This window comes from Ensifer sp. 38_S197, from assembly GCF_056924495.1.
In genome coordinates this window covers 3,793,769-3,818,625 of record NZ_JBXOVZ010000002.1, presented here as the reverse complement: position 1 = coordinate 3,818,625, position 24,857 = coordinate 3,793,769, and the positions used below count along the sequence as shown (strand labels likewise).

At 63.1% G+C, this 24,857-nt stretch carries 26 protein-coding genes; 12 read left to right on the top strand and 14 right to left on the bottom strand.

The window, feature by feature from the left end; genetic code table 11:
• Positions 1-11 precede the first annotated feature (11 nt).
• From AC1Z3V_RS31555 to AC1Z3V_RS31545, 3 genes are all read right to left on the bottom strand, one after another.
• Positions 12-950: an alpha-E domain-containing protein gene (locus AC1Z3V_RS31555; protein WP_483503964.1), complete on the bottom strand. Its 939-nt coding sequence runs from the start codon at positions 948-950 to the stop codon at positions 12-14.
• A 3-nt stretch (positions 951-953) separates the two neighbouring features.
• Complete coding sequence (locus tag AC1Z3V_RS31550) at positions 954-2,348, bottom strand: circularly permuted type 2 ATP-grasp protein (protein WP_483504189.1); 1,395 nt, start codon at positions 2,346-2,348, stop codon at positions 954-956.
• Positions 2,349-2,571: 223 nt separating this feature from the next.
• Positions 2,572-3,657: a YeiH family protein gene (locus AC1Z3V_RS31545; protein ID WP_483503963.1), complete on the bottom strand. Its 1,086-nt coding sequence runs from the start codon at positions 3,655-3,657 to the stop codon at positions 2,572-2,574.
• Positions 3,658-3,738: 81 nt separating this feature from the next.
• Here AC1Z3V_RS31545 and AC1Z3V_RS31540 point away from each other — a divergent pair, with 81 nt between their 5' ends.
• The 3 genes from AC1Z3V_RS31540 to AC1Z3V_RS31530 all read left to right on the top strand — a co-directional run bounded on the left by AC1Z3V_RS31540 (position 3,739) and on the right by AC1Z3V_RS31530 (position 6,208).
• A complete protein-coding gene (locus tag AC1Z3V_RS31540; protein ID WP_483503962.1) occupies positions 3,739-4,608 on the top strand; it encodes a LysR substrate-binding domain-containing protein in 870 nt (289 codons plus the stop codon).
• Between the two features lie 81 nt (positions 4,609-4,689).
• Complete coding sequence (locus AC1Z3V_RS31535) at positions 4,690-5,145, top strand: GyrI-like domain-containing protein (protein WP_429816338.1); 456 nt, start codon at positions 4,690-4,692, stop codon at positions 5,143-5,145.
• Positions 5,146-5,329: 184 nt separating this feature from the next.
• Positions 5,330-6,208, top strand: a complete 879-nt coding sequence (locus AC1Z3V_RS31530) for a DMT family transporter (RefSeq protein WP_483503961.1) — start codon at positions 5,330-5,332, stop codon at positions 6,206-6,208.
• Between the two features lie 111 nt (positions 6,209-6,319).
• On the opposite strand, the gene AC1Z3V_RS31525 is transcribed toward AC1Z3V_RS31530, so the two are convergent.
• From AC1Z3V_RS31525 to AC1Z3V_RS31515, 3 genes are all read right to left on the bottom strand, one after another.
• Positions 6,320-7,858, bottom strand: coding sequence for a DEAD/DEAH box helicase (locus tag AC1Z3V_RS31525; protein ID WP_483503960.1), 1,539 nt, complete (start codon positions 7,856-7,858; stop codon positions 6,320-6,322).
• A 295-nt stretch (positions 7,859-8,153) separates the two neighbouring features.
• Entirely contained in the window at positions 8,154-9,254 is a 1,101-nt protein-coding gene (locus tag AC1Z3V_RS31520; protein ID WP_483503959.1) for a DNA alkylation repair protein, read from the bottom strand.
• 50 nt (positions 9,255-9,304) lie between these two features.
• A complete protein-coding gene (locus AC1Z3V_RS31515) occupies positions 9,305-9,604 on the bottom strand; it encodes a hypothetical protein (protein ID WP_483503958.1) in 300 nt (99 codons plus the stop codon).
• A 145-nt stretch (positions 9,605-9,749) separates the two neighbouring features.
• On the opposite strand from AC1Z3V_RS31515, the gene AC1Z3V_RS31510 reads away from it, so the two are divergent.
• Both AC1Z3V_RS31510 and AC1Z3V_RS31505 read left to right on the top strand, forming a co-directional pair.
• Entirely contained in the window at positions 9,750-10,424 is a 675-nt protein-coding gene (locus AC1Z3V_RS31510; protein WP_429816329.1) for a helix-turn-helix transcriptional regulator, read from the top strand.
• Positions 10,425-10,550: 126 nt separating this feature from the next.
• Positions 10,551-11,000: a host attachment protein gene (locus tag AC1Z3V_RS31505; protein ID WP_173517480.1), complete on the top strand. Its 450-nt coding sequence runs from the start codon at positions 10,551-10,553 to the stop codon at positions 10,998-11,000.
• Between the two features lie 57 nt (positions 11,001-11,057).
• Here AC1Z3V_RS31505 and AC1Z3V_RS31500 read toward each other — a convergent pair whose 3' ends face one another.
• Both AC1Z3V_RS31500 and mnmC2 read right to left on the bottom strand, forming a co-directional pair.
• Positions 11,058-12,644 carry a trimethylamine methyltransferase family protein gene (locus AC1Z3V_RS31500; RefSeq protein ID WP_483503957.1) on the bottom strand — a complete coding sequence of 529 codons (1,587 nt, stop codon included), beginning with the start codon at positions 12,642-12,644 and terminating at the stop codon, positions 11,058-11,060.
• Between the two features lie 168 nt (positions 12,645-12,812).
• Positions 12,813-13,529 carry a tRNA (5-methylaminomethyl-2-thiouridine)(34)-methyltransferase MnmC2 gene (gene mnmC2, locus AC1Z3V_RS31495; RefSeq protein WP_483503956.1) on the bottom strand — a complete coding sequence of 239 codons (717 nt, stop codon included), beginning with the start codon at positions 13,527-13,529 and terminating at the stop codon, positions 12,813-12,815.
• Positions 13,530-13,568: 39 nt separating this feature from the next.
• Here mnmC2 and AC1Z3V_RS31490 point away from each other — a divergent pair, with 39 nt between their 5' ends.
• Positions 13,569-14,711: an NAD(P)/FAD-dependent oxidoreductase gene (locus AC1Z3V_RS31490; RefSeq protein WP_483503955.1), complete on the top strand. Its 1,143-nt coding sequence runs from the start codon at positions 13,569-13,571 to the stop codon at positions 14,709-14,711.
• A 64-nt stretch (positions 14,712-14,775) separates the two neighbouring features.
• Here AC1Z3V_RS31490 and AC1Z3V_RS31485 read toward each other — a convergent pair whose 3' ends face one another.
• The gene (locus tag AC1Z3V_RS31485; protein WP_483503954.1) at positions 14,776-15,165 is read right to left on the bottom strand and encodes a PRC-barrel domain-containing protein; all 390 of its coding nucleotides are present in this window, start codon (positions 15,163-15,165) and stop codon (positions 14,776-14,778) included.
• A 244-nt stretch (positions 15,166-15,409) separates the two neighbouring features.
• Here AC1Z3V_RS31485 and AC1Z3V_RS31480 point away from each other — a divergent pair, with 244 nt between their 5' ends.
• The 5 genes from AC1Z3V_RS31480 (at position 15,410) to uraH (ending at position 18,769) form a co-directional block, all read left to right on the top strand.
• On the top strand, positions 15,410-16,210 hold the full coding sequence (locus tag AC1Z3V_RS31480; RefSeq protein WP_483503953.1) for a DUF1045 domain-containing protein: 801 nt from the start codon (positions 15,410-15,412) through the stop codon (positions 16,208-16,210).
• Between the two features lie 126 nt (positions 16,211-16,336).
• On the top strand, positions 16,337-17,266 hold the full coding sequence (gene puuE, locus AC1Z3V_RS31475; RefSeq protein WP_429816314.1) for an allantoinase PuuE: 930 nt from the start codon (positions 16,337-16,339) through the stop codon (positions 17,264-17,266).
• Positions 17,266-17,769, top strand: a complete 504-nt coding sequence (uraD, locus tag AC1Z3V_RS31470) for a 2-oxo-4-hydroxy-4-carboxy-5-ureidoimidazoline decarboxylase (RefSeq protein ID WP_429816312.1) — start codon at positions 17,266-17,268, stop codon at positions 17,767-17,769. Before puuE ends, uraD begins: the two co-directional genes overlap by 1 nt.
• Before the next feature lie 96 nt (positions 17,770-17,865).
• Entirely contained in the window at positions 17,866-18,363 is a 498-nt protein-coding gene (locus AC1Z3V_RS31465) for an ureidoglycolate lyase (RefSeq protein ID WP_483503952.1), read from the top strand.
• A gap of 43 nt (positions 18,364-18,406) precedes the next feature.
• Complete coding sequence (gene uraH / locus AC1Z3V_RS31460) at positions 18,407-18,769, top strand: hydroxyisourate hydrolase (RefSeq protein WP_483503951.1); 363 nt, start codon at positions 18,407-18,409, stop codon at positions 18,767-18,769.
• 241 nt (positions 18,770-19,010) lie between these two features.
• On the opposite strand, the gene AC1Z3V_RS31455 is transcribed toward uraH, so the two are convergent.
• The 5 genes from AC1Z3V_RS31455 to AC1Z3V_RS31435 form a co-directional block, all read right to left on the bottom strand.
• Positions 19,011-20,147 (bottom strand): alpha-hydroxy acid oxidase, encoded by a 1,137-nt coding sequence (locus AC1Z3V_RS31455; RefSeq protein ID WP_429816307.1) that lies wholly within the window; start codon positions 20,145-20,147, stop codon positions 19,011-19,013.
• Positions 20,148-20,261: 114 nt separating this feature from the next.
• Entirely contained in the window at positions 20,262-21,578 is a 1,317-nt protein-coding gene (guaD, locus tag AC1Z3V_RS31450; RefSeq protein ID WP_483503950.1) for a guanine deaminase, read from the bottom strand.
• Entirely contained in the window at positions 21,575-22,813 is a 1,239-nt protein-coding gene (gene puuD / locus AC1Z3V_RS31445; RefSeq protein WP_483503949.1) for a urate hydroxylase PuuD, read from the bottom strand. Before puuD ends, guaD begins: the two co-directional genes overlap by 4 nt.
• Positions 22,814-22,872: 59 nt before the next feature.
• Positions 22,873-23,127, bottom strand: coding sequence for a hypothetical protein (locus AC1Z3V_RS31440; protein ID WP_483503948.1), 255 nt, complete (start codon positions 23,125-23,127; stop codon positions 22,873-22,875).
• 467 nt (positions 23,128-23,594) lie between these two features.
• Positions 23,595-24,509 (bottom strand): LysR substrate-binding domain-containing protein, encoded by a 915-nt coding sequence (locus AC1Z3V_RS31435; RefSeq protein WP_483503947.1) that lies wholly within the window; start codon positions 24,507-24,509, stop codon positions 23,595-23,597.
• Between the two features lie 29 nt (positions 24,510-24,538).
• On the opposite strand from AC1Z3V_RS31435, the gene AC1Z3V_RS31430 reads away from it, so the two are divergent.
• Complete coding sequence (locus AC1Z3V_RS31430) at positions 24,539-24,856, top strand: hypothetical protein (protein ID WP_483503946.1); 318 nt, start codon at positions 24,539-24,541, stop codon at positions 24,854-24,856.
• Position 24,857 lies beyond the last annotated feature (1 nt).

Genomic DNA, 24,857 nt, shown 5'->3' with positions numbered 1-24,857 from the left:
TCCTCCCGAACTCAATAGAACCGGTAACCGTCGGAGATTTCCTGTCCCAGACGGTTGTTGTGGCTGATGAAGCCTTCGAGATATTCGTGCAGACCCTGGTCCATGATGTCCTTGATGGACTCGCTGCGCAGCGATGCGAGCGTGCGGTCGGCCGTGTCGTGGGCGGCGTGGCGCTCGCCATATTCCCGCTCGAGATAGCCGAGGTTGCTGGCGATCTTCTCGTAGCAATAGGCTAGCGAACGCGGCATGCGGCCGTTGGAAATCAGGAAGTCCGCGATATTGGCGGGGCGAAGCTCGGCATCATAGACCCAGCCGTAGGCGCGGTGCGCCGAGACCGACCGCAGGATCGATTCCCACTGCACATTGTCCATGGACGAGCCGACGGCGGCGACCGCCGGCAAGAGCACGTAGTATTTCACGTCGAGGATCCGGGCGGTATTGTCGGCCCGCTCGATGAAGGTGCCGATGCGCGAGAAGTTGAAAATCTCGTTTCTGAGCATCGTGCCGTGGAATGCGCCGCGGATGAGACCGGCGCGGCGCTTGATCATGTCGATGATCTCCGGCATGTCGGTCGGACGCGCCTTCTTGGAAAGCATCGCCTTCATCTCGATCCAGCATTCGTTGGTCGCTTCCCAGGTCTCACGGGTCAGCGCCGTGCGCACCATGCGGGCATTGTGGCGGCCTGCCTCGATGCAGGACATCACACTCGACGGATTGGCGCGGTCGCGCAGCAGGAAGTCGATCGCGTCGATGCTCGTCAGCTTGTCGTGCACCTCGTCATAGTTTTCGCGTACGCCGGCGCTTTGCAGCACGCCGTCCCAATCGTCTTCGCTCGCTTCGCTGCGCGTCAGCGACATGCGCAGTCCGGCATCGATCAGCCGGGCGCCGTTTTCCGCGCGCTCGATGTAGCGGAACATCCAGTAGAGGCCGTTTGCAGTTCTTCCCAGCATCTCTCAGTCCTCCAGCACCCAGGTGTCCTTGGTCCCGCCGCCCTGGCTGGAATTCACGACGAGCGAACCGGCCTTGAGCGCCACGCGCGTCAGGCCGCCGGGGATGATCTGCACCTTGTCGGAGACGAGGACATAGGGGCGAAGGTCGACGTGCCGGGGCGCAATGCCCTTGTTGACGAGGATCGGTACGGTGGAGAGGGAAAGCGTCGGCTGGGCGATGTAGTTGTTGGGGCGGCTCTTCAGCTTTTCCGCAAAGACGGCGCGCTCCTTCCTGGTCGCCGTCGGTCCAACCAGCATGCCGTAGCCGCCGGAACCGTGCACTTCCTTGACCACCAGCTCTTCCAGATGTTCGAGCACGTATTTCAGGCTCTGCGGCTCGGAACAGCGCCAGGTGGGCACGTTTTCGAGCAGCGGCTTACGACCGGTGTAGAACTCGACGATCTCGGGCATGTAGGAATAGATCGCCTTGTCATCGGAAATCCCGGTGCCGGGGGCGTTGGCGATCGTGATGTTGCCGGCGCGGTAGACATCCATGATGCCGGGAATGCCGAGCGCCGAATCCGGCCGGAATGTCAGCGGATCGAGGAAGTCGTCGTCGACGCGGCGGTAGAGCACATCGATCGCCTCGTAGCCGCGGGTCGTGCGCATCTTCACCTTGCCGTCGATGACCCGCAGATCCGAGCCCTCGACGAGTTCCACGCCCATCATGTCGGCGAGGAAGGCGTGTTCGTAGAAGGCGGAGTTGTAGATGCCGGGCGTCAGCACCGCGACGCGCGGCTTGCCGCTGCAGCCGGGAGGGGCGAGCGAAGCAAGGCTCTGGCGCAGCAGATAGGGGTAGTTCTCGACCGGGCGCACGCGGTTTTGATGGAAGAGTTCCGGGAACATCTGCATCATCGTTTCGCGGTTTTCCAGCATGTAGCTGACGCCGGAAGGTGTGCGCGCATTGTCCTCCAGCACATAGAACTGGTCTTCGCCGGTGCGCACGATGTCGGTGCCGACGATGTGGGTGTAGACGCCGCCCGGCGGCCTGAAGCCGATCATCTGCGGCAGAAAGGCTTCGTTCTTCTCGATCAGTTCGCGCGGGATGCGGCCGGCGCGGATGATTTCCTGCTTGTGGTAGATGTCGTCGAGGAAGGCGTTGAGGGCGATGACCCGCTGTTCGATGCCTTGCGCGAGCTTGCGCCATTCGCGGCCGGAGATGATGCGGGGGATGAGGTCGAAGGGGATGAGCTTTTCGGAGGAGTCCGCGTGTCCGTATACTGCGAAGGTGATGCCGGTTTTGCGGAATATGTTCTCGGCGTCCTTGGATTTCGCTATGAGCCGATTTCTGTCCTGGCTGGCATACCATTCATGATAGGTCGAATATGGCTGGCGCGGACTGCTGTCCGCATTCATCATTTCGTCAAATGCCAAAGGCGTGGTCCCCTTATTTTTGACCATTTGAGTACAACGCTGGTTGCAATGCAAGAAGCGTGCTCAGTCGCCTGAAAAGAAAATTGACGCCTGTTTGCGGGGGAAACTGCCCAACATCCGGGCAGCGGGATCCATCCGCCGAAAAGCTGTGGCGGCTGCGCGGCTACAAAATATGCACATGCTCTAAAATTGGGCTCTGTTCTCGAGGCTAATCGAGCCCCAGGCAGGCGATTGCGAGCGCCGACAGTATGCAGAGAACGAGGAGTGAGAGCAGGGCGGCGGCACTGGCGCGCGGGCCGGCATTGGCGAGCGTGCGGATGTCGACCTCGAGGCCGAGCGCGGCCATGGCGATGACGGTCAGCCAGGTGGAGGCCTTCACGGCGCCTGTCGCGAGCGGATCGGAGATTACACCGCTGTTGCGGGCGATGGCGACGGCGAGGAAACCGAGGATGAACCAGGGAACGAAGTGGGCGACGGTGGCGAGGCGCGAACCCGTTTTACGGCGCTCGCCCGGCACGGATTCAGGCTCGGCATCGCGGCCGCCAATCAGCGAGAAACAGAAGACGACGGGGCCGAGCATCAGCACGCGCACGAGCTTGACGAGCGTGCCGACCTGAACCGAGAGTGAACTGAAAGGACTGGCAGCGGCCAGCACCTGCGGCACGGCATAGACCGTCATGCCGGCAAAGACGCCGTAGCCCTGCGGCGTCATGCCGAGCCAGCCGCCGACGAAGGGCAGCGACAGGACGACGGCGATGCCGAGAATGGCGGTGAACGAGATGGCGGCTGCCACCTCTTCGCCGCGAGCGCCGATCGCGGGAGCAACGGCCGCGATGGCGGAGTTGCCGCAGATGGCGTTGCCGCAGGCGATCAGCGTCGCCAGGCGTTTCGGCAGGCCGAGCAGCCTTGCGATCAGGTAACCGGTCGAGATCGACAGCAACACCATGGAGACGATGGTGGCGAGCAGCGTCGGCCCCCTCGCGACGATCGCGTCGAAGCTCAGCATGGCTCCGATCAGGACGATCGCCGTCTCCAGCAGAACCTTGGCGGAGAAATGGATGCCGGAGAGGAAGCGGGCGCCGGGGGTCCAGATGGTGCGGACGATGGCGCCAAGAAGAATGGCAAGAACGAGGGCCTCCAGCCAGGCCCGACCTGTCCAGCGCCACTCGATCCATTCGAGGCCGATGGCCGCGAGCGCTACGAGACAGCAGAGGAAAAGTCCCGGAAGAATACACGTCAGGCGGGAAATGGAGGATGAAAGAGCGAAGCGGGATGTGGGATGCAATCTGGACATGCCGCGCAACCTACGCCGATCCATGAATCAGTCTAACGGATTATTCTTGTCATTCTGATCGATTTTTGAGATTGATCTGCCATGACACTCGATCAGCTTAGAATCTTCGTCGCGGTCGCCGAGCGCTTGCACATGACCAAAGCCGCCGAGGCGATGAACGTTACCCAGTCGGCGGCAAGCGCCGCAATCGCCGCGCTTGAAACCCAGCACGACGTGCGGTTGTTCGATCGGGTCGGCCGCGGCTTGGCGCTGACGGACGCCGGCAAGGCGTTCCTGCCGGAGGCGAGGGCGGTCCTCGCCCGGGCGACAGCAGCGACTGCCTGTCTCAACGATCTCTCGCAGCTTCGCCGCGGCGAACTCTCGATTGCCGCAAGCCAGACGGTTGCGAGCTATTGGCTGCCGGCGCGTCTCGCCCGCTTCACCCACGATTATCCGCAGGTCGACGTGAAGCTGACCGTGCGCAATACGGCCGTCGTTGCCGAAGCGGTGGAGGAGGGGACCGCACAGCTCGGCTTCGTCGAAGGGCGGGTCGATGGTGCCAAGCTCGACCATCGCCGCGTCGCGATCGATCGCATCGCGGTCTATGCTTCACCCGCTCATCCGCTCGTCGGCGCCCCGGTCAATCTGGCGATGCTGCTTGCGGCGCGTTGGGTTCTGCGCGAAGAGGGGTCCGGTACGCGGGCAATGTTCCTGCAATCGATGGCTGATCATGGAGCGGACCTCGAGGGGTTGAAGATCGAGCTCGAGCTGCCTTCCAACGAAGCGGTGCTAACGGCTGTCGAAAGCGGTCCATTCGTGACGGCCGTTTCCCGGCTTGCCGCCCAGCCCTTCGTCGACAGTGGCCGCCTGGTTGAGCTGCCGTTCGAACTGGCGGAGCGCAGCTTCGAACTGCTGACCCATCGTGAAAGACAGTTCAGTCATGCGGCGCGCGCCTTCGTGGAACTGCTTTGAGGCAAATTTCGTTTTGCTCGCGCGGCTGCACCGCGGGAAAATGGGCAATCCTTGTAGGGTCTTTCGCTTGAAGAGGTGACCATGGCATTCGAAATCGTCGAGAGACCCGCACAGCGTATTGCCGGTGCCTTCTGGGAAGGGACTTTCGTCGAGGCGGCCGATGGCGCCGTGCGCCGGCTGATCGCCGAGATGCAGGAGCATCACAGGCGCCTTCACCCCAGGGATCATGCCGCCTTGGTCGGCCTTTCCTGGAACGGCCGACCGGACGGTTTCCGCTATCTCGTCGGTTATGTCTCGGACGAGGCCGAGGCGACGGTTCACCCTGGGCATGTCGACCTGCCGCAGATGCGCTTCGCCACGGCCTTGCATCATCCGGAGAGCGGCGACGTTTTCGCGCACTACCAGAAAATGTTCGATTGGATTGCGGCCGAGGGGTACGCGGTCGACACGGCCCTGCTGCACTATCGCGAAGAGTACGAACCCGGGTTCGTCTCGCTGTCGCTTTCCCCCCTGCGGCTGATGGTTCCGATTGGCTGATGCTTGCCATCAGAAAAATTGTTTTGACCATCAATGGGGTCACGGATACTTGCATGAGTGCTCAAATCAGAGGGTTTGAGCAGAAATCAACGGCAGATCAAAGTGTTATAGCGGCTTCGAGCCATTCCGGAAGGCGCGTTGTATTGCTTTGCCCTTCCCCCACCGTCACCCCGATAGGCTCATCATGCTTGCCCGCCTGGCCCCCGCCATCTTCGTTCTGCTCTGGTCGACCGGCTGGGTCGTCGCGAAATATGCGGCGGTTTATGCCGATCCGCTGACCTTTCTGGTGCTTCGCTACGCACTGGCGATCGCGCTCTTCATCCTGTTCTGTGTCGCGACCGGCGCCCGATGGCCGAGATCGTGGGCGATAGCCGGCCACGCCGTGGTGTCGGGCATGTTCCTGCATGGACTCTATCTCGGGGCGGTCTGGTGGGCGATCGGCGAGGGCGTGCCCGCTGGCATTTCCGGCATCATTGCCGGCCTGCAGCCGCTGATGACGGCGGTCGCCGCCGCCTTCGTCATCGACGAAAAACTGACGATCCAACAAAAGCTCGGGCTGGTGCTCGGCTTCTTCGGCATTGCTCTTGCGGTGCTGCCGAAGGTGCTGGCGATCGATACCGGTGCGACGCCGATCCATCTCCTGCCCGTCATCGTCAACGTGCTCGGAATGGGCGCCGTCACCTACGGCACGCTCTACCAGAAGCGCCATCTGCAGAGCGGCGATATCCGCACCATCGCGGCCCTTCAATATCTCGGCGCGCTGATCGTCACAGTTCCGCTGGCGCTGCTGCTGGAGGACCTGCATGTCACCTGGAATCTTCAGGTCGTTGCGGCGCTCGCCTGGTCGGTGCTGGGGCTTTCGATGGGGGCGATCGCGCTGCTGCTCTATCTCATTCGGCGTGGCCAGGTGTCGCGCGCGGCATCGCTGATCTATCTCGTGCCGCCACTTGCGGCGGTGCAGGCGGCTATTTTCTTCGGTGAGGCGCTGACCCTGCCGATGGTCATCGGAACGGTGATCGCCGTTGCCGGGGTCTATCTCACCAACCGCAAGCAGCGGGCATAAAGCATGTCGCGCAAAAGTGTGCGGCGGTTTTGCGATAACGACATGCGAGTAACCAAAAACTCAAACGGCGGGCCGAAACGACCCGCCGTCCGTATCGACGATTTTTAGGGATCAGCCCTGGTGGCCGCGGCCGCCGCCGGCACCACGGCGCATGCCCTGGCCACCGTCGCGGCGCTCGCCGCCACTGCGGTTTTCGTTGCGGCCGCCATGGTTGCGGTCGCGCCGTTCGCCCTGCTTCTGGCCGGGGCGACCATGGTGCTTCTTGCCTTCGTGGTTGCGGTTACCCTCGCCACGGCCGTCGTTCTGCGGATGGCCATGGTCACGGCGCTCCTGCTTCTGCGGGCGGCGTTCGTCGCGCAGCAGGTCATCGCCGGTGAAGCCGCTGGTGACGGCAATCGGTTCGCCGGCCGGGCGTTCACGACGCGGGCGACCGCCGTTCTGGTGCTGGCCGCCGCCGTTGCCCTTGCGATGGCCATTGCCGCGGCCGCTGCGGCTTTTGGCGGCGCGTGCCTGGTCGGCCGGCGCTTCGCCGCTGGCAACGGCGATAGAGATGCCCATCAGCTTCTCGATGTCACGCAGCAGGCGGATTTCGTCCGGGGCGCAGAAAGCGATCGCGATGCCGTCGCGGCCGGCACGGGCGGTGCGGCCGATGCGGTGAACATAGGCGTCGGGCACTTCCGGCAGGTCGTAGTTGTAGACGTGGGTGACACCGGGAATGTCGATGCCGCGGGCGGCGACGTCGGTCGCGACCAGCACGCGGATTTCGCCGTCACGGAACGCCTTCAGCGCGCGCTCGCGCTGGCCCTGGCTCTTGTTGCCATGGATCGAAGCGGCCTTGAAGCCGACGTGGTCGAGATGCTTCATCAGCTTCTCGGCGCCATGCTTGGTGCGGCTGAAGATCAGCGACAGGCCGTCCGGATTGTCGGTCAGCGACTGCTTGAGGATCTGCGTCTTCAGGTCCTTGCCGGGCACGAAGTGCACGTACTGCTCGACCTTGTCGGCGGCCTTGCCCGGAGGCGTCACTTCGACCTTGACCGGGTTGGTCAGATATTCACCCGCGAGATCCGCGATCTGCTTCGGCATGGTCGCCGAGAACAGCAGCGTCTGGCGGGTCTTCGGCACGAGCTTGGAAATCTTGCGCAGGTCGTGGATGAAGCCGAGGTCGAGCATCTGGTCGGCTTCGTCGAGCACGAGGTAGCGCCCTTGCGTCAGCGTCACGGCCTTGCGGGCGACGAGATCGAGCAGGCGGCCCGGCGTTGCGACCAGGATATCGACGCCGCGGGCGAGCTGTTCGGTCTGCTTGTTGATCGAGACGCCACCGACGACGACGCCGATCTTCAGCGGAGACTTCTTGACGAAGAGCTTGAGGTTGGCAGCGATCTGGTTGACCAGTTCGCGGGTCGGAGCGAGCACGAGGGCGCGGATGTTGCGGGGGTCAGGACGTCTGCCTTCGGCAACGAGCTTTTCGATCATTGGCAGGCCGAAGGCGGCTGTCTTGCCGGTGCCGGTCTGGGCGAGACCGATGAGATCGTTGCCCTTCAGCACCTGCGGAATGGCCTGCGCCTGGATCGGCGTCGGTTTTTCGAAGCCGTTGGCGGACAGGGTGTCCAGAATGTGCTGGGAGAGGCCGAGATCTTTAAAGGTGGACAAATGCATATACCTTTTGGGGGCGCCAAACGCATTCGCCGGAACCGCATCCTTGCTGTTCCGGTGTCGTTCGGCGTCAAGAACCCCGCGTGAATTGGGAACTTGTGGGTTAAAGAAAGTCGTCAAGCGCCTGTGCTATGCCGCCTAGTGCGGCGATGGGTGCGCTATACCTTCTTCTCGGCTTTCAGTGCTTGCCGAGGGCGCGCTCACGCGGCGGCCGGAAGGTGACGCTGGGCACCATGTCGTTGGTTTGGACGAAAAAGTCAAGGTGCATCTTTTCGCAGGTGCGAAATGAGATCTACTCCAGCGCGAGTTCAAAACCGGCTTCCGCCGCTTCCTGTCCGTTGACGAGGATGACGATGCGGTGCGTGCCGGCATAGTAGCGGCGGGTCGTGATCGGCCGGATCGCATGGCGTTTCTCGATCTCGATCGAGCCGCCGGGCGCAAGCGTCGCCGATGTCCATTTGAAGACTTTGGGTGTTGTCGAGCCGTTCGCCTTGCGATGGTGCACGGCGTAGTCGATCATCACCTTCTGGCTGGTTTTGGCCTGATGGCTGATTGTAAGGCGCAGGCCAAGGCTTTCGCCGAGCACGATTTCTGAGCGGTCGAGCGAGAGACGGGCATGAATGCGGCTCGGGGCGGCGAAGCCGAAATTCGAAAGCGCGGCGGAATGCCCCTGCTTCAGGAGCGTGCGCGAGGCGTGGCGCAGAAGCTGGCGACGCTCTGGTGGCGCATCGCCGACATGCTCGGCGACGAAGGCTGCCACCATATCCGGGTGGTCCTTGGCAATGTCGTTGAGACTGTTGGCGACCGAGCGGCGCACATAGTCCTCGGGGTCGTCGAGGAGCGCCGTCAGGATCGGCAGGATCGGTTTCGGATCGCGGATGAGTTTCGGCAGACGCATTGCCCAGGGCAGGCGCGGCCGCGTACCTTCGCTCGCCAGCCGCCGAACGTGATGGTTGGCCTCGCCGGTCCAGGTCCGGATCGTCGCCAGTGCGCGATCCTGGTCGTGATCGACGAAGACGCGAATGCCGAACTCGCCGGTGAAATGCGGTGTCAAGGCACGCAGAAGCGATAGCGACAGATCGAAGTCCTCGAGACCGCGCAGGGCGACAAACTGGCTGACGGGCAGAAGCGCCCAGCCGCTGATGCCGGGAACGCCATCCCGGGGCAGGCAGGCTGCGAGAATCTCGGCGGCCCCGGCAAACGGTTGCGGCAAGGTCTCGACGAGCGCGTCGCGGATCTTGAGCGAACGCTGCATCAGTTCCAGCGCCTCGAGGCCGTCGCCCGCGAGACTCAGGAATTTTTCCCGATCGAAGGCGCTGGCGCCACGGGCGATCCGGTCGGCAATATCCGTGACGACGCCGGGGTGCAGCAGGTTCTTCAGTGGCTCGGCCATTGTCAGGCAGTCCTTCCTCTCGTCTCTCTGGACTCTCGTCTCTCTGGCGCTCAGATCTTCTGGCCGTCGGTAAAATGCTGCACCAGCATTACCGCACTGATCGTTGCCGCATAAGGCGCAAACTCCGGATCGACCCGAACGCGTTCACCGGCGGATCGGGCGGCCTCCAGCGTCTCCCATTCGACCAGATCCGCAAACATTCCCGACGTCTCGCAGGAGTCGACCGCGCGCCAGGAGATGAAGCCGGGATAGCGGGAAACGGCTTGCATCGCCCGGTGGCGCGTGGCTGCCGCCGCGGGCTTGTCGAGGACGATGCAAACGGCAAGCTCAAGGATGTGATCGCTGGTCATGTTCATGCTCCATGTCTGTCGGGGCTTGATTTAGCACAGGGCAACTGACAGCCTTATGGCCATAGTCGACCCTCGCATGCTTGTGCGTGTCGGGCGATCGCTATAGCCCTTCAAACGTGCGGCACGACGGCGAAGGAGACCACGCATGAGACCCGCCGACCGGCTCTTTCGCATCATCCAACTCATGCGCGCCACCGGCCGGGCGATGACGGCGCGTGAGATCGCCGAGAAGATGGAGGTCGCTCAGAGGACGATCTACCGTGACATGGAGCATCTGATCGCCTCGGGCGCTCCGATCGATGGCGAGCGCGGCGTCGGCTATCTGCTGCGCGGGGCCTTCGACGCGCCGCCGCTCGCCTTCACCTTCGAGCAGCTCGAAGCGCTCGCCTTCGGTGCCCGGGCCGTGCAGATGCTGGGCGACGGGCGGCTTGCCCAGTCGGCGCGCGAGGCGATGGAGAAGATCGCCCACGGTCTGCCGCCCGAACACCGGCAGCGGCTGACGGCGGCACCGCTTCGCGCCTTCCGCTCGGCACTCCAGCCGGAACCGCCGGCACTGCTCGGCGATCTCCGACAGGCGATCGCCGAGCGGCGCAAGCTTCGGCTTGCCTATGACAGCCTCAAGGACGAGCACTCCGAGCGCACCATCTGGCCGCTCGGCCTCAGCGTCTTCGGTCATAACTGGCTGCTGACCGGCTGGTGCGAGCTGAGGTCGGACTTCCGGGATTTCCGGGTCGACCGGATCAGTTCGCTCCAGGTCGAACGCGAACGCTACGAGGCGATGCCCGAGCGCAGCTTCGAAGCCTATCTTGCACGGATGTAGATGCCACCGCGGGCGCAAATAAATGGCGCGGAAGCGGCCGCCTATGGAACCGAACCGGGCCTCGTACGTTTCTTTAAAGGGCTTCTTCGGCCCGCCACGATCCACACCTTTCACTGGGAGACAATCGTGCAGAACCGGACATGGATACTGGTCGCGGACGGCAACACCGCGCGCATCGTCAAGGGCGTTAATCTCTTGAAAGAGTGCCGCCAGCGACCGGACGAGGAGACTTTTCACACCGAACCCAAGCGCGTGCAGGACATCATGGCCGACAAGCCGGGTCGGTCGCACACTTCGGTCGGATACGGCCGATCCGCAATGGAATACAAGAGCGATCCCGTTCGCGAAGAGCAGCAACGCTTCGTTGCCGACGTGGCTGAAAAACTGGAGAGCTACGCCGCCGACCATGCTTTCGACAGCCTGGTGATCTGCGCGGCTCCAAAGACGCTCGGCGATCTCAGGAAGCACCTCTCCGCGCACGTCCGGGAGCGGACGGTCGCCGAGATCGACCGCAATTGTGTCGCGGCAACCACCGAGCAACTGATCGCGACAGCGCGAGCCGCGGTGTTCCCCTAAGTTCGGGCGAGATTAAGCTTCGCAACGTTTACTGCATCTCTTGGGGGGCGCGCCCCGTCAGAAGTCCGTCGGGACGCCGCCTTCTGCCTTGCGCTTGGCGACAAAGGCATCGAGCTCCTCCTCGATCGCAGGGTCGAGGGGCGGCCGCTCGTATTCGTTGAGCTTCTGCTTGAAGATCCGGTTGGCGTGGTCGTAGGTCGTCGGCCGCCCCGCTTCGGTCCAGGTCTCGAAATTGCGCCAGTCGGAAAGGATGGGCGAATAGAAGGCCGTTTCGTAGCGCTGCAGCGTATGCAGCGTGCCGAAGTAGTGGCCGCCGGGGCCGACGTCGCGCACGGCATCGAGGCCGAGGGCATCCTCGCTGACGTTGAGCGGCGCCAGATATTCCGCCACCATCTGCAGCATGTCGACGTCGAGGATGAACTTCTCGAAGGAGGCGGTGAGCCCGCCTTCGGTCCAGCCGGCGGCATGCATGACGAAATTGCCGCCCCCTTGCGTCAGCGCCCAGAGCGACATCGCCGACTCGTAGGCCGCCTGGGCATCGAGCGTATTGGCGGCATTGGTGTTCGAGGTGCGGTAGGGGATGTTGTATTTGCGCGCGAGCTGGCCGCCAGCAACCACCGCCTTCATGTATTCGGGCGTGCCGAAGGCCGGCGCGCCGGTCTTCATGTCGACATTCGAGGTAAAGCCGCCATACATCACAGGCGCCCCGCGCCGGACCATCTGGGTGAAGGCGATGCCGCAGAGCGCCTCGGCATTCTGTTGCACCAGGGCGCCGGCGATCGTCACGGGGGCCATGGCGCCGGCCAGCGTAAAGGGCGTGACCACCACCACCTGATTGCGCGAGGACATCTCGATGATCCCTTGCAGCATCGGTCCATCGAGGCGCAGCGGCGAGGAGGTGTTGATGATGGTGAAGAGCGACGGCTCGCGCTCCATCTGCTCCATGGAAATGCCGCGGCCGATGCGGGCGATCTCGATGCCGTCGGTGTTGCGCTGCCGCCCGAGCGAATAGACGTGGAAGACCTTGTCCGTCAGCTTCACCATGTCGGAGAGGCAGTCGAGGTGACGCACGGACGCGTGCAGGTCCACGGGCTCGACGGGATAGCCGCCGGTCGTGTGGACGATGTCGTAGCACTGGGCGAGCTTCACCAGCTTGCGGAAATCCTCGTGGTTGCCGGTGCGGCGGCCACCGTCACGATCGGCGACAAAAGGCGCGCTGGCGATCTGGGCGAAGACGAGATTGTTGCCGCCGATCGCGACGTTGCGCGCCGGGTTGCGGGCATGCATGGTGAAGGAGGAGGGCGCTGACGCGACCATCTCCATGATCAGGCCGCGGTCGAAGCGCACCCGGTCGGTGCCGGGCGTCACATCAGCGCCGGCAGCCTTCATCCGGTCACGCGCTTCCGGCAGGATGATGTCCATGCCGATCTCTTCGAGGATGGTCAGCGACGCGTCATGGATCGCCTCGAGCGCATCTTCCGAAAGGATCGTCGATTTGCTCAACGTATTGACGAGATTGAGGTATTTCCCGCCTGTGGATTTGCGAGCCCGTTCTGCTCCGCGGCCGCCCGGCCTGCGTCGCCGCTCCAACGGCGTCGAGGCCGCATCGCCGGTTGCTGCATCGGGAAACTGATCGTTGTTCATGATGGTCCCACCGCGTTGCCGATGGGTGTGTGTCGCAGATTCTCGGTGGCGATGGCCCGCCATTTGCGACAGTTCAGTTCTCTTGTGGAGTAAATCGTTCTCGCTGACGCATTTTCGCAGTGCGATGGCGCAAGCGTTCAAGACGGGTCGGAATCGAGGGGCGGCGATTTAGGGGCGATCGCCCCGCAGCATCTCGCGCTTGCCGGCAAAACCCTTGCGCTTCTCGACGACGAAGCCGGCGGCCTGGAGATTGCGGCGGACGAAGCCAGCGGCCGCGTAAGTCGCGAAGCTGCCGCCTGATGCCGTATTTTCGAAAACGAGCCGCATCAGCTCTTCCGACCACATGTCGGGATTGCGGGACGGCGCGAAGCCGTCGAGATACCAGGCGTTGAACGGGTCTTCAGCCCGGGCAACGCCTTCGAGCGCCGGGCCGCAGACGACGGTGAGGGTGACACGGTCGCCAAAGTCGATGTGGACGTTACCGTCGGGGCTTGCCGGCCAGCGCGAGACCAGGGCCTGCCGTTCCGCGTCGATCTCGGGCCAGTGAGCGAGCGCCCGGGAAATCTCCTCGGCCGCCATCGGGAAGCGCTCGAACGAGACGAAATGCAGGCGGTCGCCGGCGGTCGCGGTCATCTTCCACTGGCGCCATGTCTCGCAGAAATTGAGCCCGGTGCCGAAGCCCAGTTCGCCGATGCGGAAGGTGCCCGCACCGACCCAGCGATGCGGCAGGCCGTTGCCGGAAAGGAAGACATGGCCGCATTCCAGCCGGCCATCGGTACGGCAATAAAAGTGATCGCCAAACTCCCGGGAATAGGGCATATCGCCCTCGTGCCAATCGAGGTTTTGGTGCGCCGGGGGCTCGAACGGGTCTGCGGGTCCTGTCATGGCGAAGGCGATAATCCGCCGGCCGGAGAAGGTCAATCGATGAGCGAGCTTTTGGTCGTCGGCGGCGGCATCATGGGGCTGTGGGCCGCCCTTTCCGCCGCACGCAAGGGCATGGAGGTGCGGCTTGTCGAGCAGCAGGCGATCGGCGCCGGCGCGAGCGGTGGCCTGCTGGGCGCGCTCATGCCGCACATGCCCGACCGTTGGGACGCCAAGAAGCAATTCCAGTTCGATGCCCTGGTGTCACTCGAAGAGCAGATCGCGCAGCTCGAAGCCGAGGCGGGGATGTCGACCGGCTACCGGCGCACCGGGCGGCTGATGCCGCTCGCCAAGCCGCATCTGCGCGACATCGCGCTCCGGCATGAGCAGGACGCGAAACAGCAATGGCGCGCGGGCGACCGGCAATTCTTCTGGCATGTCCAGGAGAATGGACCCGAGGGCTGGCCGACCGGGGAGGCAACGGCGCACGGCGTCGTTTTCGATACGCTGGCCGCGCGGATGTCGCCGCGCAGAACGCTGTCGGCCCTGCGTGCCGCCCTGTCACGGTTCTCCAAGGTTCAGATCGACGAAGGCTCAGGCGTGCGCGCCATTCTCCCGACGCATGGCCGGATCGAGCTCGACGATGGCAGTCGACACAGCTTCGATCATTGCATCATCGCTGCCGGCATCGGCAGTTTCCCGTTGATCGATGCGGTGTCGGGTCCACTGAAAGCGACGAGCGGCACGGCCGTCAAGGGGCAGGCCGCGCTCTTGCGGGCAGAGGTGGACCCCGCCTTGCCGGTTATCTTTACCGACGGCGTCTATATCATCGCGCATGACGACGGCCATGTGGCGGTGGGCAGCACCAGCGAAAACAGCTTTGCCGATCCATTGTCCACGGACGAACAGCTCGACGATTTGTTGCGGCGCGCCCTCTTCCTGGCGCCGCGTCTGGCCGATGCCCAGGTGGTCGAGCGCTGGGCAGGGCTCAGGCCAAAGTCGGCGGGGCGCGAACCCATCGTCGGCCGGCATCCTGATCATTCGAATATTTCCGTGCTGACCGGCGGCTTCAAGGTAAGCTTCGGCATTGCGCATCGCCTCGCGCGATTTGTCGTCGACGAGATCGCTGGCATTCCGACGATCGACATTCCCGCATCTTTCCTGTGCCGGAATCACTTGGGGGCGCTTCGCGAGGAGCATCTTTAGGACTGGATCGAGGAAGGGCCCCGCCCGCCGGCGGAGCCCTGTTCGGACAATCGAAAGCCCGACCTTACATCCAATAGGGCGGCACACCGTAGTAGTCGTAGACGCGGCGGCCGTTTTCCCCGTTCCAGTCGTATTCCTCGTCGCCGCGATATTTCGGTGCGCGCTCCACCTGATCACGCGTCACGTCGGTGCGGTAGCCGCCGAGGTTTTCGTCATAGGTCAACTTCGCCCAGGGCAACGGATAGTGATCTTCGCCGACGCCGAGAAAGCCGCCGAAACCGAGCACGGCATAGGCCACGCGACCGCTGCGCTTTTCGATGATCACGCGCTCGATCGAGCCGATGTGCTTGTTGTCGGAGCCATAAACCTTCGTGCCTTCAACCTTGTCGCTTGCGATCAGGTCATGGGTTTCCTTGATCCCGGCGTCCTGCAGGCTTGCGTTGTGGTAGCTCACGCTTCTTCTCCATCCTTGATTGTCACCTTGAAGGAACGGATCTTGGGCTGGATGGTTCCGATGTCTCGACGCCAAACCGGTGGTGTCGGGCGGTTTTGCCCGATCCACTTCGTCAATTTGTCACGCAAATCACCTAAGACGCGGCCGATAGATCATCATGGTCTATTCTCATGAGTTTGGGCGGGATGCGGGCGGAAATCGCACGTGTTTTCCTCATCCCGCTCAAGGACAACCGGAGCCACCCATGCGCTACGCCATTTGTTTCACACCGCCGATGGCCGACCCGCTTTCCGCGGTTGCCGCAAGTTGGCTGGGGCGCAACGTCTATTCCGGCGAGCCGACGGAGCTGCCTTCGGTTGCCGGCCTGAGCTCTGCCGACATTGCTTACCACACGGCCGTGCCGCGCCGCTTCGGTTTCCATGCGATGATGATGTCGCCGTTTCGCCTGCACCCGGACATGACGGAATCGCAGCTCCTGAAGGCGCTCATGCACTTTGCCGGCGCCCAGACGCCGTTCGAAATCGACCGGCTGGAGGTCGCCCGCATCGGCCGGTGCTTCGGCCTGATGCCGCAGGTGCCGAGCACTCCCATGCACCTGTTGGCAGCCAATGTCGTACAGGAGTTCAACGCCTTTCGCGCACCGCTCAGCGAAGACGAGATCGAGCGTTCCGATCCGGACCGGCTGACCGCGCCGCAATTCTCCAATCTGCACCGCTGGGGCGCCCCTCATGTCATGGACGAGTATCGCTTCCATATGCTGCTCACGGGCCCGCTCGCCCCGGATGCGCTGCGTCAGGTCGAGGCGCCGCTTCGCGGCCTGTTCGAACCGCACCTGGCGACACCGCTTGCCGTCGGCAGCCTCGCTCTCTTCGTCGAGCCGGAGACCGGTGCACCTCTGCGCGTGCATTCGCAGCACCCGCTCGGCAAGATCTCCACCAGTGCGCGCACCGAGCGCGCCAAACGCGTTGCCGCCGAGCCCTCCCTTGGTCCGGGATCGATCCGGCCCTTGCCGCTCATCGTTGCGGCCTTGATGGCGCAGCGTTAGCAAGAGCGCGGTTCTCCGTCTTCCTCTCCCTCCGACATTGCTGCCAGCGCTCCCCCGCGGGTAGTTTTCGGTATCGACAATCCGGCCGGCGGTGATACCGTTCTGGAAAAATCGAAGGGTGATTTGATGTCTGAGACGAAGTATCCACGCGACCTCGTTGGCTATGGCCGCAATCCGCCGAAGGCAAACTGGCCGGGCGATGCGCGCATTGCCGTGCAGTTCGTGCTGAACTACGAGGAGGGCGGCGAAAGCTGCATTCTCGATGGCGATCCGGCGTCCGAATGTCTGCTGTCCGAGATCGTCGGCGCGCAGCCCTGGCACGGCCAGCGCAACCTCAACATGGAATCGATCTACGAATATGGCGCCCGTTCCGGCTTTTGGCGGCTGTGGCGTATGTTCACGAGCCGCAACGTGCCGCTGACCGTCTACGGCGTGACGCTTGCCATGGCGCGCAACCCGGAGGCGGTTGCGGCCATGAAGGAAGCCGGTTGGGAGATCGCCAGCCACGGCCTGCGCTGGCTGGAGTACAAGGATTTCCCGGAAGATGTGGAACGCGAGCATATCCGCGAGGTCGTGCGCCTGCATACGGAGCTGACCGGCGAGCGCCCGCTCGGCATCTACCAGGGCAAGCCCTCGGCCAACACGCTGAAACTGGTGCTGGAAGAGGGGGGGTTCCTCTATTCCTGCGATTCCTACGCCGACGAGTTGCCCTATTGGGTGCCGGGTCTGCCGGCCGACAAGCCGCACCTGATCATTCCCTATACGCTCGATGCCAACGACATGCGCTTTGCCACCAATCAGGGTTTCAACTCCGGCGACCAGTTCTTCACCTATCTCAAGGACACCTTCGACGTGCTCTACGAGGAAGGCCGCCAGGGCGATGCCAAGATGATGAATATCGGCCTGCATTGCCGGCTTGTCGGCCGCCCCGGCCGGGCCGCCGCGCTCGCCCGCTTCATCGATTACGTCATGTCGCACGACAAGGTCTGGGTGCCCAGGCGCATCGACATCGCCCGCCATTGGTACCAGCATCACAAGCCGGAAGGGGCGCTTTGATGTCCGACCGCGACGCCTTCGTCGCCCGTTTCGGGGGTGTGTTCGAGCATTCGCCCTGGGTGGCCGAACGCGCCTTCGATCGCGCCGCGGCGACGGGTCTGACGGCGGGCAACGTGCATTCGGCGCTCTGCCAGGCTTTTCGTGCGGCGCTGCCGCGCGAGAAGCTGGAGGTCTTGCGCGCCCATCCCGATCTTGCCGGCAAGCTGGCGATCGCGGGCAAGCTGACGGCGGACTCGACGGCGGAGCAGGCGTCTGCCGGCCTCGATCGGCTGACGCCCGAGGAGCATCAGCGCTTCACGGCGCTCAACGACGCCTATACGCAGAAATTCGGTTTTCCCTTCATCATCGCGGTGAAGGGGCTCACCAAGGGCCAGATTCTCGCCTCCTTCGAAAGCCGCATTGACAATTCGCCCGAAGAGGAATTTGAAACCGCTTGCGCGCAGGTGGAAAAAATCGCCCGCCTGCGGCTGCAGTCGATGCTTCCTGGAGACGAAAATGCCTGACAAAACCGTTCGATACGCGCTCTCATGCATTGGGGAGGCAGTCGAACTGGAGCTGATATCCGCAAGTGCGGCCCCCTCTCGTGAGGCCAATGTCTGATGCCGCGCCTGCTTGAGATCGAACCGCTGACGCGCGACGCCTTTGCACCCTTCGGAACCATTATCGAAGCGGATCCGGCGACGATGCGCTACATCAACGGCGGCAATACGGAACGCTTTCACGGGCTGGCGCGCGCCGATGTGGTCGGCGACGGCGCCAATGTCATCATCAACATCTTCCGTGGCCAGCCGCGCGCCTTTCCCTATGCCGTGACCATGATGGAGCGCCATCCGCTCGGCAGCCAGAGCTTCTCGCCGCTCGACGATCGCCCCTGGCTCGTCGTTGTCGCCGAAGACGAGGACGGGCGTCCGGGCACGCCGAGGGTATTCCAGGCAAGCGGTCGGCAGGGCGTCAACTATGGTCGCAATGTCTGGCATCATCCGCTGATGTCGGTCGGGGCTGTCAGCGATTTCCTGATCGTCGATCGCGAAGGGCCGGGCAACAATCTGGAAGAATATTTCTACGACGAGCCTTTTGTCATTCCGAGCCCAGTCTAGCGGGTTGGACGCCCGCATGCCGCGCCAGCAGAAAGAGGATGCCATGAGCAGCACCGGCCGCCTGACGACTCACGTTCTCGACACCGCACTCGGCAAGCCGGCCGAGGGACTGCGCATCGATCTCTACTGGCTCGAGGGCGAAGAGCGGCAGTTGATCCGCACCGTCCACACCAACAGCGACGGCCGCGTCGACGGACCGATGGTCGAAGGCATCGGCTTCATGGCCGGCCATTACGAGCTGGTCTTCCATGCCGGCGACTACCTGCGCCGCACCGGCGCCACGCTGCCGGAGCCGGCCTTCCTCGACCGCATCCCGTTGCGCTTCGGCATCGCCGACCCGGCCAGCCACTATCACGTGCCGCTGTTGCTCTCGCCCTATGGCTACTCGACCTATCGGGGGAGCTGAGGGCGTCCGTTCGGCGTCCCCCTGCCTAAAGCGGGTCGCGACGCCAGATTCGCTCCTTGCGCTTTAAGCTTTTGATCTTTCGCATGTCGTTGTCGCAAGACCGCTGCGCACTTCTGCGCGACACGCTTAGGGGCGCTGACCCTCTCCTTCGGTCATCCTCGGGCGCGAGCATTCATACGGCCACCCGCGGCAATGGATGCTCGGGTCAAGCCCGAGCAGGACGGAGTGGTGACGCGCCTTCTCAATCCGCCAGAATGCTGCGGTCGACGTCGTTGATGTTGCGCTTGCCGCAGAGCGCCATGGTGATGTCCATCTCCTTGCGGATGATTTCCAGCGCCTTGGTCACGCCTTCCTTGCCCATGGCGCCGAGGCCATAGAGGAAAGGGCGGCCGATATAGGTGCCCTTGGCGCCCATGGCGACAGCCTTCAGCACGTCCTGGCCGGAGCGGATGCCGCCGTCGATATGCACCTCGATCTGATGGCCGACCGCATCGACGATGCGCGGCAGCATGCTGATCGACGAATGAGCGCCGTCGAGCTGGCGGCCGCCATGGTTGGAAACGATAATCGCGTCGGCGCCGGTCGCGGCTGCCATCTTGGCGTCTTCGGGGTCAAGAATACCCTTGAGGATCAGCGGCCCGCCCCAACGCTCCTTGATCCAGGCCACATCCTTCCAGGAGAGTTGCGGATCGAACTGTTCCGCCGTCCAGGCGCCGAGCGAGGAAAGGTCGGTAACGCTCTTGGCGTGGCCGACGATGTTGCGGAAGGTGCGGCGCTTGGTGCCGAGCATCTTCATGCACCAGCCGGGGCGCGTCGCCATCTGCCAGAGATGCTTGGGCGTCATTTTCGGCGGTGCGGAAAGGCCGTTCCTCAAGTCCTTGTGACGCTGGCCGAGGATCTGCAGGTCGAGCGTCAACACCAGCGCCGAACATTTCGCTGCCTTGGCGCGGTCAATCAGGTTCAGCACGAATTCACGCTCGCGCATGACGTAGAGCTGGAACCAGAAGGGCTTGGTGGTGACCGAGGCGACGTCCTCGATCGAGCAGATGCTCATGGTCGAGAGCGTGAAGGGGACGCCGAAGGCTTCGGCGGCCTGGGCTGCCAGCATCTCTCCGTCGGCGTGCTGCATGCCGGTGAGGCCGGTTGGGGCGAGCGCCACGGGCATCGAGACCTTCTGGCCGATCATCGTCGTTTCCAGCGAACGGTTGGTCATGTCGACCAGCACCCGCTGGCGCAGCTTCACCTTGGCGAAATCCTCCTCGTTGGCGCGATAGGTGCCTTCGGTCCAGGCGCCGCTGTCGGCATAGTCGAAGAAGAGCTTCGGCACGCGGCGCTTGGCAAGAGCCTTGAGGTCGCTGATTTCGAGGATTTGCGTCATGGAAACGGCCTTCGTCCAAGGGAGATTGACGAGCCATTATCATGTTTGCCGGAGGCTTGTTAATAGCCAGAACGCGGAGAGGTCAATTTTCTTGACCTCTCCGCGCTTGGCGGGTCACGCGGCGGCGAGCGCCGATTTCGCCGGCTTGCCGGCGACATAGGTTTCGACGATCGCGCGGTCGTCGCCCATGGTCTGCAGCAGGAAGAGTTCGTCGGCCAGTGAATTGACCACTTCGGCGCGGAGCGCCATCGCCGGCGTCGCCGCCATGTCGAGCACGATGAAATCGGCATCCGTACCAGCTTCGAGCGTGCCGATCCTGTCGACGAGCGAGAGCGCTTCGGCGTTGCCGCGGGTCATCATGAAGAAGCTGTCGAAGGGGTTCAGCCGCTCGCCCTGCAACTGCAGGATCTTGTAGGCCTCGTCGAGTGTCTTCAGCATCGAATAGCTGGTGCCGCCGCCGATGTCGGACGCGACCGAGGTGCGCACCGGCTTGTCGCGGCGGGTGAGCGCGCGCAGCGGAAAGAGACCGGAACCGAGAAAGAGATTGGAGGTCGGACAGAAGACGGCGACGGAACCGGTTTCGCTCATCGCATCCGCCTCGCGCTCCGACAGGTGGATGCAATGGCCGAACAGGCTTTTCGGTCCGAGCAGGCCATAGCGGGCGTAGACGTCGGTATAGTCCTTGGCTTCCGGATAGAGCTCGCAGGTAAAGGCGATCTCGTCGCGGTTTTCCGAAAGATGGGTCTGGACGTGCAGGTCGGGGAACTCGCGCACCAGTGACCTGGCAACATCCATCTGTTCCGGCGTCGAGGTGATGGCGAAGCGCGGCGTGATGGCCACGTGGTTGCGGCCCTTGCCGTGCCATTCGCGGATCACCGCACGGGTTTCGTCGTAGCTCATCTCAGGCGTGTCGAGCAGCCCTTGCGGCGCGTTGCGGTCCATCATCACCTTGCCGGCGACCATGCGCATGTCGCGGCGGAGCGCCTCGGCGAAGAAGGCATCGGCGGAGGCCTTGTGCACCGAGCAATAGGCGGTCGCCGTCGTCGTTCCGTGCCGCACCATCTCGTCGAAGAAGCGCGTCGCAATGCGTTCGGCATGGGCGGTTTCGACGAAGCGGCACTCCTCGGGGAAGGTATAGGTGTTCAGCCACTCCAAGAGGTTGGCGGCATAGGAGGCCATCACCTGCATCTGCGGGAAATGCAGGTGCGTGTCGATGAAACCGGGAACGATCAGGTGCGGGCGATGATCGATTTCCGCGACACCCTCGGGAGCGCCCGCCTTGACGGCGGCGTAGCCGCCGCTGGCAATGATCTGCCCACCTTCGACCAGCAGAGCGCCGTCGCTCTCGTAGCTATAGGCGGCGCTGTCGTCGATCGACGTTGGCGCGCGGTGGAAGCTTAAGAGTCGGCCGCGGATGAGGGTGGTTGTCATTGTGTTCTGCCTTCCTCGACGGCGCCTTCGAACCAGGCCGTCAGAAGCTGGCGCTCGTCCGTCGTCATGTCTGTCACGTTGCCGGGCGGCATCGCGTGGCTGCGCCCGGCCTGGATATAGATTTCACGGGCATGGGCGGCAATCTCCGCGTCGCTTTCCAGCACCACGCCCTTCGGCGCCCGGGTGATGCCCTCATAAACCGGTTCGGCGGCATGGCACATGGAGCAGCGGGTCGAGACCGTGTCCTTGACGGCGGGGAAGTGGGCGTTCGCGGCAAAGCGGGCGAAGGCCGGCGCCACTTCCGCCTTCTCGCCGCCGGTCAGAACCTTCGGCACGGTCGAAAGCCACATGATCAGGACGAAGATCAGCGCGGTGACGAGCCAGGTCCAGGTCGGCTTGCCCTTGCGGGCATGGGTGGTGTTGAACCAGTGGCGGATGGTGACGCCCATCAGGAAGACCAGCGCCGCGATGATCCAGTTGAACGCCGTCGCAAACGCCAGCGGATAGTGGTTCGACAGCATGAAGAAGATGACGGGAAGCGTCAGGTAGTTGTTGTGGAGCGAACGCTGCTTGGCTTGCGCTCCGAGCTTCGGATCCGGCGTGCGGCCGGCGATCAAATCCGCGACGACGATCTTCTGGTTGGGGATGATGATGAAGAACACGTTGGCCGACATGATCGTCGCGGTGAAGGCGCCGAGATGGAGGAAGGCGGCGCGGCCGGTGAAGAGCTGGGTATAGCCCCAGGCCATGGCGACGAGCGCCACATAGAGCAGCGCCATCAGCCCCCAGGTGTTCCGGCCAACGGGCGATTTGCACAAGAGATCGTAGAACAGCCAGCCGACGCCGAGCGAGGCGAGCGAGATCAGGATCGCGGACGTTGCGGAAATATCGAGCACATGACGGTCGATGAGGAAGAGATCGGCGCCGCCGTAATAGACGATACAGAGCATGGCGAAGCCCGAAAGCCATGTCATGTAGGATTCCCATTTGAACCAGGTGAGATGCTCCGGCATCGTGGCCGGCGCCACCAGGTATTTCTGGATATGGTAGAAGCCGCCGCCATGCACCTGCCACTCCTCGCCATAGGCGCCGACGGGCAGGTGATCGCGCTTCATCAGGCCGAGGTCGAGCGCGATGAAATAGAAGGATGAGCCGATCCAGGCGATGGCCGTGATCACGTGCAGCCAGCGCACGGCAAAGGCCAGCCATTCCCAGGCAATGGCGAACTCGTACATTCAGATCCCCTTTTGTCTGCGTTTAGCGCCTTGCGCAAAAATAGCCGATAAGAAGGCGGTCAACGCTGCGCCCGCAGTATTCTCTTCCAGATCGTGCCGCCCAAATACTTATTGAAAACCAGAAAGTACGCCACGATCAAGATCATCGCGAGGAGTGCAGGGCCGCCCTTGAGGTGGAAGCCAGCTTCAGTTCTTCCGCCGAAGATCAGTGCCAAAAGATATCCGATCCCGAAAAAGGCGGTGAAGAAGTCAAGCAATGCGGCAAGCACAATCCGCCAGGTAGCCGGTCCTTTGGAGACTTCAGAATTATTCATTGCGTTGGCTCCATTCGTTGCGATCTAGGTATCCTGCATGTTTCCTTTAATCGTAGCCGGTTAAAGGACAAAAACATGCGGCAATTCAAAGTGCTATAGCGACCTTTGCGCGTCTGATAAGACGCACGGCTCTGCAGTGTCGCTCGCGCCGTTGCAGCAATTGATGCAGAGAGTCCACGTGACAGGGCGATCGGCGCTCTAGGTGTGAATCGAGCCGCAATCGCGTTCAATGGTGCCTAAAAAGGGGGTCGCTACAGCTGTAGCCGTGGCATAAAACAAAGTGCAGAGGATAGTTGTCTTCTTCAATGCTTGCCGTCCTTGGGCGATGGCTAGCCTTAACAGGAAAATTCGAGCAGACTAGAACAAAAACCATCTCGCTTTTCGAGATGGCTGCTGGATATTTACTCAAATTCTCTGGCTTGCTCTAGCAATCCTGTCCTGCTTTTTTACGGCACTACATTATCGTCTCAAGCCCTATTTGCTTGCAGGAACACCGGCGGGCAGAGCTCGCCGAGGATCCAGTCGCGGAAGATCCGGATCTTCGGTGTGTTGCGGCGGGCGTGCGGATAGGCGAGCCAGTAGTCGCAACCGTCGCTGCAGCGCAGATCGAACGGCTGGTAGAGGCGGCCGAGTGCCACATCGTCCGGATAGAATTCCGGCGTCAGGATCGCGACCCCTTGGCCCGCGACGGCAGCGCGCGCCTCGAAGGATTGCGCGCCGAGCCGGCTGTGCGGCCGCCCTTCGAGATCGGGATCGTCGACCCCGGCCGCCTTGAACCACATCCGCCACCAGGGATCGCCGGCATCGATGATCCTGAGCTTCAGCAGGTCGCGTGGCTCGTGCACGCCGCCGATGGTTTCGGCAAGTGCCGGGCTCAGCATCGGGCTGAATTCCACGCGCATCAGCGGGTGTGTGTCGAGGCCGGGCCAGACGCCTGCGCCTGAACGGATCGCGAGATCGGCCGGCTCCCGGGTGAAATCGGTGAGCGAGTCGCTCGTCGTCAGCCGGACGGCAATGTTGGGATGGGCGAGCTGGAAGCTGCCGATGTTGCGCGCGAGCCATTGCGAGGCGAAGGTCGGCGTCGAGCTGATCAGGAGCGCGCTGTCGATATCGCCGCGGGCGTTGGACACCGCTTCCTGCAGCATTTCGAAGGCTTCGGTCACGCGTGGGGCCATGCGCTGGCCGACTTCCGTCAGCGAGATCTGGCGCGGGCGGCGCAGGAACAGCGGCTCGCCGACATTCTCCTCGATCAACTTGACCTGGTAGCTGACGGCCGTCTGGGTCATGCCCAGTTCTTCGCCGGCCTTGGTGAAGCTGCCGAGTCTCGCAACCGCTTCGAAGACCCGGAGCGCATTGAGCGGAAACTGCTTCGACATCTTCATGGATAAGTTCTCTTGATGCATGCAGACGGATGTTCGATTGGATTTCGATCCTCCTCCACGGCATCCTCCGAGTCAACTTCCCAAGACGAACAGGTGCCGAGATGACTTGCGATACTTTCGAACGTACTGAAAGAAAACCATTTCTTTCGTTTGAGCCGGTGGTCCGGCTCACGGCCGCCCTGCTCGGCGGCCTCGTTGCCCCCAAGCCGATGCTGGATGTCAACGCGCTCTCCGATCACATGAAGAGAGATATGGGTTTCATGGATGTTCACAGCCCCCACAGCGACGACGAGGAGGCAATGGCCAACGCTCGCCGTCTGCTCATCAATGAACTGCCGCGGCTGTAGA

Excerpts from the sequence above, each read along its gene's own strand:
- AC1Z3V_RS31555 (WP_483503964.1), bottom strand. The coding sequence starts at position 950 with ATGCTGGGAAGAACTGCAAACGGCCTCTACTGGATGTTCCGCTACATC.
- AC1Z3V_RS31550 (WP_483504189.1), bottom strand. The coding sequence starts at position 2,348 with ATGATGAATGCGGACAGCAGTCCGCGCCAGCCATATTCGACCTATCAT.
- AC1Z3V_RS31545 (WP_483503963.1), bottom strand. The coding sequence starts at position 3,657 with ATGTCCAGATTGCATCCCACATCCCGCTTCGCTCTTTCATCCTCCATT.
- AC1Z3V_RS31540 (WP_483503962.1), top strand. The coding sequence starts at position 3,739 with ATGACACTCGATCAGCTTAGAATCTTCGTCGCGGTCGCCGAGCGCTTG.
- AC1Z3V_RS31535 (WP_429816338.1), top strand. The coding sequence starts at position 4,690 with ATGGCATTCGAAATCGTCGAGAGACCCGCACAGCGTATTGCCGGTGCC.
- AC1Z3V_RS31530 (WP_483503961.1), top strand. The coding sequence starts at position 5,330 with ATGCTTGCCCGCCTGGCCCCCGCCATCTTCGTTCTGCTCTGGTCGACC.
- AC1Z3V_RS31520 (WP_483503959.1), bottom strand. The coding sequence starts at position 9,254 with ATGGCCGAGCCACTGAAGAACCTGCTGCACCCCGGCGTCGTCACGGAT.
- AC1Z3V_RS31515 (WP_483503958.1), bottom strand. The coding sequence starts at position 9,604 with ATGACCAGCGATCACATCCTTGAGCTTGCCGTTTGCATCGTCCTCGAC.
- AC1Z3V_RS31510 (WP_429816329.1), top strand. The coding sequence starts at position 9,750 with ATGAGACCCGCCGACCGGCTCTTTCGCATCATCCAACTCATGCGCGCC.
- AC1Z3V_RS31500 (WP_483503957.1), bottom strand. The coding sequence starts at position 12,644 with ATGAACAACGATCAGTTTCCCGATGCAGCAACCGGCGATGCGGCCTCG.
- mnmC2 (WP_483503956.1), bottom strand. The coding sequence starts at position 13,529 with ATGACAGGACCCGCAGACCCGTTCGAGCCCCCGGCGCACCAAAACCTC.
- AC1Z3V_RS31490 (WP_483503955.1), top strand. The coding sequence starts at position 13,569 with ATGAGCGAGCTTTTGGTCGTCGGCGGCGGCATCATGGGGCTGTGGGCC.
- AC1Z3V_RS31480 (WP_483503953.1), top strand. The coding sequence starts at position 15,410 with ATGCGCTACGCCATTTGTTTCACACCGCCGATGGCCGACCCGCTTTCC.
- puuE (WP_429816314.1), top strand. The coding sequence starts at position 16,337 with ATGTCTGAGACGAAGTATCCACGCGACCTCGTTGGCTATGGCCGCAAT.
- uraD (WP_429816312.1), top strand. The coding sequence starts at position 17,266 with ATGTCCGACCGCGACGCCTTCGTCGCCCGTTTCGGGGGTGTGTTCGAG.
- AC1Z3V_RS31465 (WP_483503952.1), top strand. The coding sequence starts at position 17,866 with ATGCCGCGCCTGCTTGAGATCGAACCGCTGACGCGCGACGCCTTTGCA.
- uraH (WP_483503951.1), top strand. The coding sequence starts at position 18,407 with ATGAGCAGCACCGGCCGCCTGACGACTCACGTTCTCGACACCGCACTC.
- AC1Z3V_RS31455 (WP_429816307.1), bottom strand. The coding sequence starts at position 20,147 with ATGACGCAAATCCTCGAAATCAGCGACCTCAAGGCTCTTGCCAAGCGC.
- guaD (WP_483503950.1), bottom strand. The coding sequence starts at position 21,578 with ATGACAACCACCCTCATCCGCGGCCGACTCTTAAGCTTCCACCGCGCG.
- puuD (WP_483503949.1), bottom strand. The coding sequence starts at position 22,813 with ATGTACGAGTTCGCCATTGCCTGGGAATGGCTGGCCTTTGCCGTGCGC.
- AC1Z3V_RS31440 (WP_483503948.1), bottom strand. The coding sequence starts at position 23,127 with ATGAATAATTCTGAAGTCTCCAAAGGACCGGCTACCTGGCGGATTGTG.
- AC1Z3V_RS31435 (WP_483503947.1), bottom strand. The coding sequence starts at position 24,509 with ATGAAGATGTCGAAGCAGTTTCCGCTCAATGCGCTCCGGGTCTTCGAA.
- AC1Z3V_RS31430 (WP_483503946.1), top strand. The coding sequence starts at position 24,539 with ATGTTCGATTGGATTTCGATCCTCCTCCACGGCATCCTCCGAGTCAAC.